This window comes from Gilliamella sp. B2785 (genome assembly GCF_026537005.1).
Lineage (GTDB): Bacteria > Pseudomonadota > Gammaproteobacteria > Enterobacterales > Orbaceae > Gilliamella > Gilliamella apicola_E.
This window is the reverse complement of sequence record NZ_JAFNNC010000003.1, coordinates 88,779-103,757: the sequence shown is the minus strand read 5'-3', so window position 1 is coordinate 103,757 and position 14,979 is coordinate 88,779. Positions and strand designations below refer to the sequence as shown.

The window sequence follows — 14,979 nt, the reverse complement described above, 5'->3', positions numbered from 1 at the left end:
ACAATGAAAAAATTCTTAGATGATAACTTTTTGTTACAAACTGATGCGGCACAAAAGCTTTATTTTGATTACGCTGAAGATCAACCTATATACGATTATCATTGCCATTTACCACCAAAAGATATCGCTGAAAATAAAAATTTCCGTAATTTAGCTGAAATTTGGTTAGCTGGTGATCATTACAAATGGCGAGTGTTACGGACAGCTGGAATTGATGAAAAATATATCACAGGTGATGCATCTGACTATGAAAAATATCTTACTTGGGCAAAAGTTGTTCCTTTAACGCTTGGAAACCCGATTTACCATTGGACTCATCTAGAGTTAAAAAGACCATTTGGTATAAAAAATATTCTTCTTAACGAAAAAACAGCTGATAAAATTTGGTCTGAGGCTAATGATAAATTAGCGACTGCTGAATTCTCAACCAGAGGTATTTTGACACAAATGAATGTCAAAGCAGTAGGAACAACTGATGACCCTATTGATTCACTTGAATATCACAAACAAATCGCTTTAGATGCTTCATTTAAAACTAAAGTAAGACCAAGTTGGCGACCAGACAGAGTTTTTAAAATAGAACTAACAGGCTTTGTTGATTATATTGTTGAATTAGGAAAAGTAACTGATATTGAAATTAATAGTTTTGAAAAATTACTTTGTGCGTTAACCAAACGATTAGATCATTTTGAACAACATGGTTGTGAAGCTGCAGATCATGGCATCGAAATTCTCCGTTATGCTGATATTCCTTCGGAAAAACAGCTTGATCAAATAATAGCAAAACGTCTTGCTAATCAGTCCCTTTCTGAACTGGAAATTGCACAATTTAGTACGGCAGTACTTGTTTGGTTAGGTAAGCAATATCATAAACGTAATTGGGTTATGCAATTACATTTAGGAGCTTTGCGTAATAATAATCAACGAATGTTTAAAATGCTTGGTCCTGATGCTGGGTTTGACTCGATTGGCGATAGACCCATCGCTGAACCACTTTCTTCATTATTAGGTATTTTGGACTTAACTGATGAGCTGCCTAAAACTATTTTGTATTGTCTAAACCCTCGTGATAATGAGGTCTTAGCGACTATGGCTGGTAACTTTCAAGGTTCAAATATTGCAGGAAAAATTCAATTTGGTTCGGGCTGGTGGTTTAACGATCAAAAAGATGGTATGCAGCGTCAATTGATACAGCTTTCACAAATGGGATTATTAAGTCAATTTGTAGGAATGCTAACTGATTCTCGTAGTTTTTTATCCTTTACAAGGCATGAATACTTTAGGCGAATTTTGTGCAATATGATCGGTAGTTGGATGGAAAATGGTGAAATCCCTGCTGATTTTGATTTGGTTGGGAATATGGTTAGGGATATCTGTTTTGATAATGCTTATCGTTTTTTTCAAACTAAAATCTATAAATAATATGCCAGTGTAACTATATATACTCAAAGCTTTACTTGTTTGACTAACTGTGTTGTTGAATGTTTTAAATAAATTGATACCAATTAAGAGGTTGTCTAATGAAAACGTTAAAAAAATGGATATTTAAAAAAGAGCAAAATAACTGTATTGAACTTTTAGTGGATGAAAAATACTGTTTTTGCTTATACGTACTAGAAGAAAGAATGTTCCGAGTCCTAATTAAGCGACCGGAAAGTTTATCATTGGACAGAACTTGGAGTATCGCGCCAAATGGCGATGTTCCATTAGAAGGACGAGATAGATTAAGCACCGAGGGTTTTTCGCTACCAACATATCAATTGTCACATTCAGATAATCAAATTACAGTAAGCACACAACAATTACGTGTGACAATTAAGCAACCACTGTCGTTAATGTGGGAGTATAAGAACAAAAATCAACAATGGGAACTTCTGGTTGAAGATAGAAGTACCAGTGCATATCTAATAAACCCGCATGGTGATGGTATTGCACATTACCAACGAAGGTATCAAGATGAACAATACTATGGTTTGGGTGATAAAGCCGGGGATCTTAATCGTGCTGGTCGTCGTTTTGAAATGCGTAATCTTGATGCCATGGGGTATAATGCTAAAGATACCGATCCGCTTTATAAGCATATTCCGTTTACCATTACGCATCGTAATCAAGTCAGTTTTGGACTATTTTATGATAATTTAAGTAGTTGTTGGATCGATTTAGGAACAGAACACGATAATTATCACTTGCCATATCGTCGTTATCAGGCTGAAGCGGGTGACATCGATTTTTATATCTTTTTGGGTCCAAAAATTATCGATGTGACTAAGTCTTTCATTAAACTGACGGGTAAAACCTTTTTTGGTCCTAAATGGAGTTTAGGGTATAGTGGTTCAACAATGTTTTATACCGATGCCCCGAATGCTCAAGAACAAATGCAAAATTTCATTGATTTGTGTAAAGAACATGGCATTGCTTGTGATTCATTTCAACTCTCTTCGGGATATACATCAATTAATGGTAAACGCTATGTGTTCAATTGGAATTATGATAAATTCCCTAATCCGAAAGTGTTCACCCAATCTTACCATGCTGCGGGTTTGAGAATTGCAGCCAATATTAAGCCTTGTTTGTTACAGGATCATCCCAAATATAAAGAAGTGGCTGATAAAGGACTATTTATTAAAGATTCGGAAATTGATGCTCCAGAACGCTCAATGTTTTGGGATGATGAAGGCTCTCACTTAGATTTTACCAATCCACAAGCCTATAATTGGTGGAAACAAAATGTTACTGAGCAGCTTTTGCAGATGGGAATTGACGCGACATGGAATGATAATAATGAATTTGAAGTGTGGGATGGTGAAGCTCGTTGTCATGGCTTTGGTCAGGAAATTGCGATCAAACATATTCGTCCAGTTATGCCTTTACTTATGTCTAGAGCTTCAATGGAAGCACAACAAGGCTATAGCCCAACTATTCGTCCTTATTTAATTTCTCGTTCAGGTTGTGCGGGTATTCAACGCTATGTGCAAACATGGTCGGGAGATAATCGTACCAGTTGGCAAACGCTTAAATACAATATACGAATGGGATTAGGTATGAGTTTGTCCGGTCTTTATAATGTCGGGCATGATGTAGGTGGTTTTTCGGGTGATAAACCAGATGCAGAATTATTTGTACGTTGGGTTCAAAATGGCATTATGAATCCGCGTTTTACCATTCATTCTTGGAATGATGATCATACCGTCAATGAACCGTGGATGTATCCTGAAGTCACACCAATTATTCGCGATACAATTTGCCTTCGATATCAATTATTGCCTTATTTTTACAATTTACTGTGGCAAGCTCACCAACATGATGAACCAATGTTGAGACCAACATTTTTAGATCATGAACATGATTTACAGACATTTATTGAAACTGATGATTTTATGATAGGTAAGGATTTATTAGTGGCAAGTATTGTTGAACCTGGTCAACGTCAGCGAGTCGTTTATTTACCAGACAATCAGGTTGGTTGGTATTGTTATCATTCTCATCAGTGGTTTAGTGGTAAACAGTCAATAATTTTACCCGCACCATTAGAATCATTTCCATTATTAGTTAAAGCTGGCTCGATTATTCCTGTTTCAAAACGCCTAGGTTATGTGAATCATAAACTCGATGATTATCGACAGTTTAAAGTTTTCCCAGCAAAAGGTGTTCATACATCTCAAGGTTGTTTCTTTGAAGATGATGGTGAAAGTTATGCTTATCAAAATGGTGTTGGGTTATGGATCAATTGGCAGTTAGTTTCGACTAATGATCGAATTGATCTTCGTTTGAAAGCCAATGGAAGTTATATTCCAGCTTGGCAAGAGCTGGTCATTACCTTACCAAAAGGAGAATTGCGTACACTTTATATTAACGATGAGCTAGTAAATAAGGTTAATTTAAGTGCAATAAGCTAATGCACTTACTTACACTATGCTTTCAAAACTTTTTAAAGTGTATAAGTAATTAGTATTTAAATGTGAATTAAAAGATAAATTTTAATTTATTGGTGCTTTTATTAGGATTAATAACATTTGATTTACTTTATTGTATCAACTATTTAATGTAACTGATCCAAGAGTATTATGATTCAGGAATGAGAAAAATTCCGAACACAAATTTTAATCTTAATTAAAGCCACCTTATTTTGAAATTTATTTTCTATTATGCCTTAATGAAGATTTAAAAAACTGTAAATTTATTTTTATAGCAGGACATTTTTTATGAAATAAGGTAAATTATTTACAGTTGTATTTTATATACAAAGTTAACGTGACTTTAAGAATGTAAGGATAAACATAATAGATGCGTTATAACCAGCCACAAATATTACCGTCGATTTTGTCACAACAATCTTGGTTATCTGAGATAAAAGAAAGAACATTTGCATTGGCTAAATTAGCGGATGTAATTAATGAGTTATTGCCTTCTCCATTACAACAGCAATATAGAGTCGCAAATTATCGTCAAGGTATTCTTATTCTTGAGGTTAGTTCAGCTAACTGGTTAACAAGAATAAAATACGAACAAAGTAATTTGATTTCAGGTATACGTCAAAAAATCTTACCTTCGTTATCCTCTATTCAATATAAGATTAATCCCACTATTGCGACAAATAACTCACAATTAGTTAATTTTTCAAATAAGAATGCTAAAATTAATAATGTGATTACGATTCAAACAGCAATATATTTAAATGCTTTGGCTGAGCAAGCACCTGAAAAACTAAAAAAACAATTGATAAAACTTGCTAACCATGCAAAATAAGCTAAACAATATTTAGAAATAATAAATGAGAAGATACAGGAGTGAAATATGGATAAAAGTATGATGACCTATATTATCATCGGCCTAATAATTGGTTTTATTGTGGGTATAATTTTCATCAATTTTGTTTCTCAAAAAGGACGTAAATATGCCAAAGTTAAACGCGAATTGGAACAAGCCCAAGAAGAATTAGCATCTCAAAAACAGATGATGGTTAAACATTTTTCTCATAGTGCTGAAATATTGGATAATATGGCCAAAGATTTTCGTCGCTTATATCAACATATTGCTGAAACTTCTGGGCAATTTGTAACTTCTGATGATATGCCTATGATTGATTTAGAAGCTGTCAATAATGATATCAGTGTCAAAAATGAATTAACACTTGAAAAGCAGCCTAAAGACTATTCAGATAATCCTTCAGGATTATTCAAAAATGATGAAGTGAAATCTTAATTAATTTTCAACATTTCTTAGTTTTATTAGGCTATTTATGTTTTAAATATCAAATTTCTTAAATAAGAGAGTTTTATGATGAGTCATTCTTTACGAAAACCAAAAAAATTATTAAGTATAATTGCATTAAGTTTAGGTTTAAGTTTAGCTACATTATCTAATGCCAATGCGGCATTCCCATTTTTACCAACGGATAATAACCAACAACAACCATCGTTGGCACCAATGTTGGAAACCGTTTTACCTTCGGTAGTAAGTATTAAAGTTGAAGGCACTGCTCAAATGCAAAATAATATGCCGGAAGAATTTAGACGATTTTTCGGCTATCCGGATAGTCAATCTAGGCCTTTCTCGGGATTAGGTTCTGGTGTCATTATTGATGCTGAAAAAGGTTATATTGTTACCAATAATCATGTAATTGATAGCGCCGATAAAATTACGGTAGTAATAAATGATGGTCATGAATATCAAGCAAAACTAATTGGTAAAGATCCACAAAGTGATATTGCTTTATTAAAAGTGGATAATGCAAAAAAATTAACCTCAATTAAACTTGCTGACTCAGATAAAACGCGAGTTGGTGATTACGTTGTTGCGATTGGTAATCCATTCGGTATCGGTCAAACTGTTACTTCAGGTATCATTTCTGCGTTAGCTCGTAGTGGGTTAAGTATGGATGGCTTTGAAAATTTCATTCAAACTGACGCGTCAATTAACCAAGGTAATTCCGGTGGTGCTTTAGTTAACTTAAATGGTGAACTAGTTGGGATAAACACTGCTATTATTGCGCCAAGTGGGGGTAATGTAGGAATTGGTTTCGCTATACCTAGTAATATGGTTAGAAGTTTGACTTCTCAACTTATTGAGTATGGTGAAGTTAAACGAGGTGTTTTAGGTATAAAAGGTAATGAATTAACATCAGATATTGCTAAAGCTTTTGACCTTGAAGTACAAAAAGGTGCTTTTGTTAGTGAAGTTATAGATGATTCTGCTGCAAAAGAGGCAGGAATTAAATCTGGTGATGTCATCATTTCTATGGACGGTAAACCGGTTGATAGTTTTGCAGAGTTACGCGCAAAAATCGCGACAACTGGAGCTGGTCGTACAGTTAAATTAGGTTTGATTCGAGATGGCAAAGAGATTTCTGTTGAGGTTAAATTGAAAAACGGTGATGCATCCAGTACCGAAGCAAAATCTTTACATCCGGCACTTGAAGGTGCAACACTTGTTAATGGTGATATAAAAGGACAAAAAGGTGTATTAATTGAGAGTATTGTTAAAAACTCTCCTGCTTCACGTTTAAGTTTACAAGAAGGTGATCTTATCACAGGGGTCAATAAGTCTAGAGTTAATAGTATTTCTGAACTACGTAAAGTGATTGATAGCAATCCTTCTGCAATCGCTTTAAATATTGTCCGAGGAGATAGCCGTCTATATCTTATCTTACGCTAAGTAATTATATAGCTAAAAATCGTCGATGCTTTGCATCGACGAAAACTTCATTTTAACCATCAGTTAGATATGATAGAATCCTATCAACTATTCTCATCTTTATAATAATAATTATGCTTAAAAAGTTTCTTTGGCCAATATTAATTGGTGGTGTGTTAGCGATAGTATTACTCATTATTTTCCCTTCTTTAAGAAATGGAACACAATCAGATTTTTCCAGATCTATTTTTAATGAAGAACCTATGAGTTATTCTGACGCGGTTAAGATTGCTGCTCCAGCAGTAGTAAATATCTACAGTCGATCGATTAATTCTGTTCCAAAACAATCACAAGATGGCCCAATTACACCGCTAGGTTCTGGTGTAATTATGAGTGAGTATGGCTATATCATTACCAATTATCATGTTGTTGATGGAGCTGAACAAATTATTGTTGCCTTGCAAGATGGTCGAATTTTTGAAGCATTACCTGTAGGTTCCGATAAGTTGGTTGATATTGCTGTGCTTAAAATAGAGGCAACTAATATCCCGGTCATACCTATTAATTCTAAACGAGACCCCAAAATTGGTGATGTTGTTTTAGCTATTGGTAATCCATATAACATCGGTCAAACGATTACCCAAGGTATTATTAGTGCGACAGGGCGTGACGGATTAAGCCCATATCGTCGACAAAACTTTATTCAAACTGATGCATCAATTAATCATGGTAATTCAGGTGGAGCTTTAGTAAATACTAAAGGTGAGTTGGTAGGCATTAATACATTAACATTTGCTAAAAATCTAGGTAATGATGTTCCTGAAGGAATTGGTTTTGCCATCCCAACAGCATTAGCCGTTAAAATAATGGATAAATTAATTCAAGATGGGAAAGTAATTCGAGGTTATATTGGCATTGATGGGTTAGAATTCGCCCCAACGCAAAATCCTAGTGATTTACCGAAGGTATTAGGTATATTAGTTACCAATGCTGAAGGACCTTCATTACAGGCCGGCGTTGAAGCAAATGATATATTAATTATGGTTGATAATAAACCAGTAAAATCCATAGTAGAAACTATGGATCAAATTGCAGAGTTGAAACCAGGAACAATCGTCCCCATATTAGTTTTGCGAAATGGAGAAAAGATTGAACTTCAAGTAACTATCGGGCAATTACCGGTTTAGATTGGTCGATTATTACTTGATTATCTTTCATATAGGACGTATAATTCGCACCCTTATCATGTTATTTAACACTCGTATGGTGTATAGATTTTGCGATTAAGCCGTTTATATAGCGATACGAACAAACTTTAGAGGTTTATTATGAAAGAAGGTATCCATCCAGAATACACTGCAATTACAGCAACTTGTTCTTGTGGTAACACAATTAAAACTCATTCAACTATTGGTCATGATATTCATCTTGACGTATGTGGTGAATGTCACCCGTTTTATACTGGTAAACAACGTGATGTTGCAACTGGCGGACGTGTTGATAAATTCAAACAACGTTTTGCAATGGTTGGTGGTAAAAAATAGTTTTACTAAACTAACGTTGTCAAAAAGGCGCTTTAAGCGCCTTTTTTGTATCTACTATTTTATTTTTAATTCAATCATTCGTCGATTAAATCCGGATCGATGCCTAAATCTCTCATCATTTTTTGTGCTTGTTGTGGAATTCCATCATCACGATCTTTCTGAAGATCTTCATCACAAGGGAGTGGTTGACCAGTATAAGCGTGTAAAAAGGCTTCACATAATAATTCACTATTCGTTGCATGACGTAAGTTATTGACTTGTCGCCTTGTTCGCTCATCAGTTAATATTTTAAGTACTTTCAACGGAATTGAGACTGTAATTTTTTTTACTTGTTCACTTTTTTTACCATGTTCAGCATAAGGGCTGATATAATCGCCGTTCCATTCCATCATATTTTTCACCAAATCACATCACAAATAATGTGGGTAATTTTAGCGTTTTTTTTATTTAGCTGCAATCTATACACCAAGATAGTTAGACGTCTAGACATGTTGACGTCTTTTTTTATTGTGCTATTCTTATACAATTATTAGATATATAAAATGCTTGGTAGGAAGGTTGTTATGGCTAGTGATTCTAAAAATCTAAGACAAGGTGCTAATTTTAGCCAAGGCACGATAGCTGTTCGTGGTGGAATTAATACAGATGATCAATTTGGTAGCGTAGTTCCTGTTATTACGCCTTCAACATGTTATCGTTATGAAGAGTTTGCAACACCGAGGAAGTTTGATTATGGTCGCAAATCCAATCCAAGTAGACGATTAGTCGAAGAAACCGTTGCTAAATTAGAAGGTGGGGCGGATGCTATTTTAACTAATTGCGGTATGTCAGCAATACATCTAATTAGCGTTGCCTTACTTAGTCCAAATGATGTTGTTGTTGCGCCTCATGACTGTTATGGCGGTAGTTATCGATTATTTAATAGTTTGAGTCAAAAAGGCTATTTTAAAACAAAATTTGTTGACCAATCAGATTCTGTTGCTTTGAAAGAAGCACTTAGCTTAAAACCTAAATTAGTCTTAATTGAATCACCAAGTAACCCTTTGTTACGAGTTGTCGATATAGAAGCGATCACTCGACAAGCTCATGCGGTTGGTGCTTTGGTTTTAGTCGATAACACCTTTATGACGCCAATTTTACAAAAACCATTAGAGCTTGGTGCTGATATTGTTAGCCATTCTTGTACTAAGTTTTTAAATGGCCATTCAGATTTACTCGCTGGAATATTGGTGTTTAAAGATCAACAATTGGCAACGGATGTACTATGGTGGGCCAATAATATCGGAACATCTACCTCGTCATTTGATAGTTATTTGTTATTACGTGGTTTAAGAACGCTAGCAGCAAGAGTTAAATTACAGCAAGAAAATGCGCAAAAAGTGGTAGAATTTTTAGCAAATCACCCTAAAATTGCAAAAGTTTTTCATCCATCATTACCTTCAAATCTTGGACATGATATTGCGAAAAGACAACAAAAAGGTTTTGGTTCACTGCTAAGTTTTGAATTAGTAGGTGATGCTAATGTTATGCCGAAATTTTTAAATGCACTCAATATATTTACATTAGCCCAATCACTTGGTGGCGTGGAAAGTTTAATCTGTCATCCTGCAACTATGACTCATTCAGGAATTAGTGCTGAAGCACGTAAAACCGCAGGTATATCCGATCAATTATTACGTATTTCGGTTGGTCTTGAAGATATCAGTGATCTTCTTAATGATTTAGAACAAGCACTAGCTCAAATCTAAATTTTATCTGCTGATCAATAGGATTGAGAAATAATTGATTTTATCAATCCTATTTTCCTTTACTTTCATAATAATGCACTATTTTACTTTTTGATTAACTAAAGTGGTTAAATTAGTGTTTATATTTGCCTCAAAAACCCCGTTCCTCAACTCAAAAATTCAATATCACTCCATATCTATAAATCATCTAATTTAGAATAAAACTGAATTATTATCAGGCTAATACAATGATGTAGTTCATATTTGAAGTTATGACAAGATTAGGCAAACAATGATTTCCAGTATAGCTGTTTGTTTCAACAACTATCATGATGGGCTTTTTTAAAGCCCATCCCTGTTTTTAATCTTTAATACCATTGTCTTTGATGACTTGCTGATACCAATAAAAACTATCTTTTTTAATTCGATTAAGTGTTTTTAAGTCATGATCATCTCGATCAACATAAATAAAGCCATAACGTTTTTTGAAACCTTGATGAGAACTTAGTAAATCAATTACTGACCATGGACAATATCCAAATAGTTCAACCCCATCTTCAATTGCATCATGACAAGCTAATATGTGCGATTTGATATAATCAATTCGATAATCATCATGTACTTTATTGTCAGCAGTTAATGTATCTGGAGTACCTAATCCATTTTCAGTAATAATTAATGGTAAACGATATTGGCGATAATATTCATTTAATACTAGTCTCAACCCCATCGGGTCAATTTGTGCACCATAAGTAGAAGCGGTTAAATTTGGGTTTTTCTCGATCTTGAAATAGCCATATAGATCGAAATCAATATCTTTTTCTTTAGTGCCAAATGGATGAGCATCATCTTCCGATAAATAGCTTGCGACTAATGTTCGATAGTAATTTACGGCAATAAAATCAGGTTTAGCTTTTTTTAATATTCCGGCATCTTCTGGTTGTGTAATAGGGTAGATACCACAACGTTGCAAATAATGTTTGTAGTATCCCGGATAATCACCAAAACAGTACATATCTAGGGCATAATTAGTTTTAAAATTATCATTCATTTTAGCTGCCCAAACATCCATTGGTTTATTACTTGCAGGATAGGTCATGGTGGATGATACCGCTGGTCCTACTTTGCTTCCAGTAATTAGTTCATGACAATCATTTGTTGCCATCGCATGAGCAACAAACATGTGATAATCCATTTGAGCTCTCACTTTTTCTGTGTCGGCTGGTGCGACTTTGTACATGTTCATTCGTTCATTAACACGAATCATCAAATTTTGTTCATTATTGATTTGCCAGTTTTTTACCCGATCACCAAATGCTTTATAGCAGACCTGAGCATAGCGCCTAAACGCATCGACACAACAGCGGTCTTGCCAACCATTATATTTATCAACTAAGGCAAATGGTAAATCAAAGTGATAAAGGGTAATAAATGGAATGATATCATTTTTGATTAATTCGTTAATTACTCGATTATAAAAATCAATCCCAGCTTGATTTATTTCACCGTCCCCATCAGGAATAATACGTGCCCATGATATTGAAAAACGATAAGTCTTTAATCCCAATTCTTTAAACAAAGCAATATCACTCTCTACATGATGATAGAAATCACTGGCAACTTTGCTATCGGCTTGCACTGCAGAGCGTTGAAATGAGTTATAATCAGCAACGGTCATCCCTTTTCCATCAGCATCCCATCCACCTTCAATTTGAAAGGCAGAAGATGATGCTCCCCACCAAAAATCCTTAGCAAAAGCTTTCATATATTAACCTCTAAACTTGAATAAATAATAAATTGTCTTTTTTACTGACGTGATCTTCTTGACAATATTCTATATTTTTATATTGATCCGAATTAGCGACAATAACCGAAGTCGTTAAATCGAATTCTTTTATTTTATCAATATCAAATGAAACTATTTTGGTTCCTTTTGTAATGTGTTGACCTGCTTGTACATAGGATTGAAAATATTTACCTTGTAATTTAACGGTATCAATTCCAATGTGAATCAACAGTTCAATACCATTATCTAATGTTAGACCAATAGCATGTAAAGTAGGGTAGAGTACTGATACTGTACAATCTGCTGGAGCAACTATTTCTCCTACCTTAGGATAAACCGCTATCCCTTTGCCCATCGCTCCTGAAGCAAATACTTCATCTTTGACTTGATTTAAAGGGATTACCTCGCCTTCAACAGGTGATAGAATAGTTGTATCAGTGGTTAATGGAGTTCGAATTGTCTTTGATTCTTCTTCGTTTGGTATGTCATTGAATCCAACAATCATCGTCATAATGCATGAACCAAAAAATGCAAAGCCTATACCAATTAAATAGCATAAGAACGCTTTTGTACCTGCTTCCGCATAAACAGGTATTGTTAATACCCCTTGGTTGGCAAAGGCTGTACCATAAGATCCTCCCCAACCCATTAATCCTCCAGCAAGTGCACCACACACAACCGCACAAATCATTGGTTTTTTCAATCTTAAGTTAGCACCATAAATCGCTGGTTCAGTAATGCCGAACAAGGCTGTGATTGTTGCCGATGCGGCAACGGTTTTTAAATTTTTATTTTTGGTTTTGAAAAATACACCTAATGCGGCTCCAGCTTGTGAAAAGTTCGCCGCTCCAGCGAAAGCAAGTAAGTTCTGGCGTCCAGTTTGAGCTACGTCATTAATGCCGATTGGTACAATAGCACGATGTGCGCCAAAGATGACTAAAATACACCATACACCACCAATAAATGCTCCTAATAATATAGGGCTAACGCCCATAATGTAGTAATAGATCCAGTTTATAAATTCGCCAATATAGATGCCAATAGGACCGAAAATAAGTAAAGTAGCTGGTATCATGATAAGTAATGAAAAAGTTGGCACCATGATAATTTTTAATACTTCAGGGATAATATATTCCAAAAATCTTTGTACATAACTTAAAATAAATACCGCTAATATAATTGGGATAACGCTAGACGTGTAACTTGCTTTGGTTAATTCAATGGTAAATAGAGTGACTTCAGTTTTACTAGCCATTAAATTGACAATTGATGGATAACATAATGTTGCACCAATTATCATCGATATAAATTCATGAGCTTTAAATACTTTAGCAGCGGTATAGCCAAGTATTATTGGCATGAAGTAGAAAACTGCATCTGATGCAGCATGTAAAATCGTGTAGGTGTTATAAGTTTTGATATCAGTTTGATAGTAATAATTACCTATCATAACCGCTATAGCTAAAATTCCCTTTAACATACCTGATGCTGCAATAGCTGGGATGATTGGTGTAAAAATAGCTGCAAAAGCATTAAGTATTTTTACCCCTAATGAAACTTTAGGTTCCGTTTGATTACTTTGTTCTAACTCGCCAATTAGAGGGAGGAGTTGCTCATAAATTTTGGTGACTTTATTGCCTAATACTACTTGGTATTGTCCACTACTTTCAACAACGGAAATCACACCTTCTGTCTGTAATAATTTTTCGCGATTAGCTTTTTTACTGTCATTTAATTGAAACCGTAAGCGAGTAAAGCAGTGTGTTAAGTTGATAATATTCTCTTTACCGCCTACTAATTCAAGTATTTGCTGTGCAATTTTTTGATAGTCCATTATTTTCTCCATTACTTAAAGAATGGTTATTCATTGATAAAAAAGCTTAATACACTAAAAAAAATCATTATTATATAAATCATAAAGTTAAGATGTTTGTATTATGAATTTAGTAAGATCAATTTTTATCACTTTTTAATTCACTTCAAGCTAGCATAGTTTAAAAACTTAGACAAGTTTGTCATAATTATTGCTAAATAATTTATTTAGATATATTTTTAGAACAAAAAATTATCAGTATTAAAATTGTGGATAAATGAAGTCAGCCAAGAAGAAGTCTTATTTATTGTTGTGTATTGTGTTTTTTTTCTGGTATGCGCAATATATCTATATTCCTTATCAAACCCCTTATCTTGCGGCGATAAATATATCGACTACTATGATCGGAATGGTGGTCAGTGCTTATGGATTTTCGCAATTATTCTTAAGATTGCCGGTTGGTTTATTAGCCAATGTAAAAGAGAAACATAAAATTTTTATTGTATTAGGCACCTTTTTTGCTGGAATTGCATCGGTGATTCGTATTATTGAACCGAATGGAACTGGTTTTCTCGTTGGTAATATAATTTCAGGTTTCGCCAGTGCAATGTGGATCTCTTTTATGGTGCTTTTTTTAGGTTTTTATCCTAAATCTAAAAAAGGGTATGCAACTAGTTTAATTATAATGGTTAATAATCTAGGTGTGTTTTTAGCCTTTTTAACAAGTACATTATTGTATGATTATATTCATATGGTAGGAATTTGTGTACTTAGTTGCTTTAGTGGGTTATTGGCTTTTATTTTAGCAATAAAGCTAAAATATCCGGAAAAGATCCATCATGATTTTAACTATCATCTTTTGTTTAGCGCATTATGTAATCGAAAATTATTGTTTTTCTCATTTCTTGCTTTAATTCAGCAAGGCATTCAAATGTCTACCACAATGTCTTTTACTAATCAGATATTGAGTGATTTAGGGGGGAATGCCTTTTTAATTGGCATTTCTTCAATTGTCTATATGTTATCTTCAGTTCTATTTGCTAAATTGGGGGCGACTAAGTGGATTAATCTGATGAGAATTTCAAGCTGGGTAATTTTATCTTTTCTATTACTAGCACTTTATTGTATTTTAGTACCTCAGGTCTCTTCTGTTTATATTATTCTTCTATTGCAAATTATCCCTGGTATAGGGACTGGTATACTATTTTCGTTTTTAAATTTTGAAGCGATGATAGATGTGCCATCGTATGCTCGTTCTGCTGCCATGGGATTATTTCAAGCTATTTATGCACTAGGTATGACTCTATTTCCAATTATTGTTGGAATAATTAGTTTGAAATGGTCGATGATAATCGCCTATTTTGCCTTAGCCGGTATAGCAATAATAGGCGCAATTTTATCAATGATTTACTGGTTAAAATTTAGAAAGCAGACCACTTAAAATTTTATATAGTGACACACTATCTTATTAGTTAA

General features: G+C 34.2%; 12 protein-coding genes. 9 read left to right on the top strand and 3 right to left on the bottom strand.

Translation table 11 applies throughout. The features are described 5' to 3' along the window. Positions 1-3: 3 nt before the first annotated feature. From uxaC to rpmE, 7 genes are all read left to right on the top strand, one after another. A complete protein-coding gene (gene uxaC / locus J3U24_RS04750; protein ID WP_267337069.1) occupies positions 4-1,422 on the top strand; it encodes a glucuronate isomerase in 1,419 nt (472 codons plus the stop codon). Between the two features lie 98 nt (positions 1,423-1,520). After that, the gene (locus J3U24_RS04745) at positions 1,521-3,896 is read left to right on the top strand and encodes a glycoside hydrolase family 31 protein (RefSeq protein WP_267337068.1); all 2,376 of its coding nucleotides are present in this window, start codon (positions 1,521-1,523) and stop codon (positions 3,894-3,896) included. A gap of 388 nt (positions 3,897-4,284) precedes the next feature. After that, on the top strand, positions 4,285-4,746 hold the full coding sequence (locus J3U24_RS04740) for a DUF721 domain-containing protein (protein ID WP_267337067.1): 462 nt from the start codon (positions 4,285-4,287) through the stop codon (positions 4,744-4,746). A gap of 48 nt (positions 4,747-4,794) precedes the next feature. Further along, positions 4,795-5,202, top strand: coding sequence for a YhcB family protein (locus tag J3U24_RS04735; RefSeq protein ID WP_065563629.1), 408 nt, complete (start codon positions 4,795-4,797; stop codon positions 5,200-5,202). Between the two features lie 78 nt (positions 5,203-5,280). Then, positions 5,281-6,654, top strand: coding sequence for a Do family serine endopeptidase (locus J3U24_RS04730; RefSeq protein ID WP_065563750.1), 1,374 nt, complete (start codon positions 5,281-5,283; stop codon positions 6,652-6,654). Positions 6,655-6,767: 113 nt separating this feature from the next. Further along, a complete protein-coding gene (gene degS, locus J3U24_RS04725) occupies positions 6,768-7,820 on the top strand; it encodes an outer membrane-stress sensor serine endopeptidase DegS (protein ID WP_065563628.1) in 1,053 nt (350 codons plus the stop codon). Between the two features lie 141 nt (positions 7,821-7,961). Continuing rightward, positions 7,962-8,177: a 50S ribosomal protein L31 gene (gene rpmE, locus J3U24_RS04720; protein ID WP_065563627.1), complete on the top strand. Its 216-nt coding sequence runs from the start codon at positions 7,962-7,964 to the stop codon at positions 8,175-8,177. A 74-nt stretch (positions 8,178-8,251) separates the two neighbouring features. On the opposite strand, the gene metJ is transcribed toward rpmE, so the two are convergent. Beyond that, the gene (metJ, locus tag J3U24_RS04715) at positions 8,252-8,569 is read right to left on the bottom strand and encodes a met regulon transcriptional regulator MetJ (RefSeq protein ID WP_065563626.1); all 318 of its coding nucleotides are present in this window, start codon (positions 8,567-8,569) and stop codon (positions 8,252-8,254) included. Between the two features lie 171 nt (positions 8,570-8,740). Here metJ and metB point away from each other — a divergent pair, with 171 nt between their 5' ends. Next, on the top strand, positions 8,741-9,925 hold the full coding sequence (metB, locus tag J3U24_RS04710) for a cystathionine gamma-synthase (RefSeq protein ID WP_220225690.1): 1,185 nt from the start codon (positions 8,741-8,743) through the stop codon (positions 9,923-9,925). A gap of 340 nt (positions 9,926-10,265) precedes the next feature. On the opposite strand, the gene J3U24_RS04705 is transcribed toward metB, so the two are convergent. Continuing rightward, a complete protein-coding gene (locus tag J3U24_RS04705; RefSeq protein WP_267337065.1) occupies positions 10,266-11,669 on the bottom strand; it encodes a glycoside hydrolase family 1 protein in 1,404 nt (467 codons plus the stop codon). A gap of 10 nt (positions 11,670-11,679) precedes the next feature. Continuing rightward, the gene (locus tag J3U24_RS04700) at positions 11,680-13,524 is read right to left on the bottom strand and encodes a beta-glucoside-specific PTS transporter subunit IIABC (RefSeq protein ID WP_267337064.1); all 1,845 of its coding nucleotides are present in this window, start codon (positions 13,522-13,524) and stop codon (positions 11,680-11,682) included. 256 nt (positions 13,525-13,780) lie between these two features. Between J3U24_RS04700 and J3U24_RS04695 the strand changes: the two genes are divergently transcribed. Continuing rightward, positions 13,781-14,944 carry an MFS transporter gene (locus J3U24_RS04695; RefSeq protein ID WP_267331804.1) on the top strand — a complete coding sequence of 388 codons (1,164 nt, stop codon included), beginning with the start codon at positions 13,781-13,783 and terminating at the stop codon, positions 14,942-14,944. Positions 14,945-14,979: the final 35 nt, after the last annotated feature.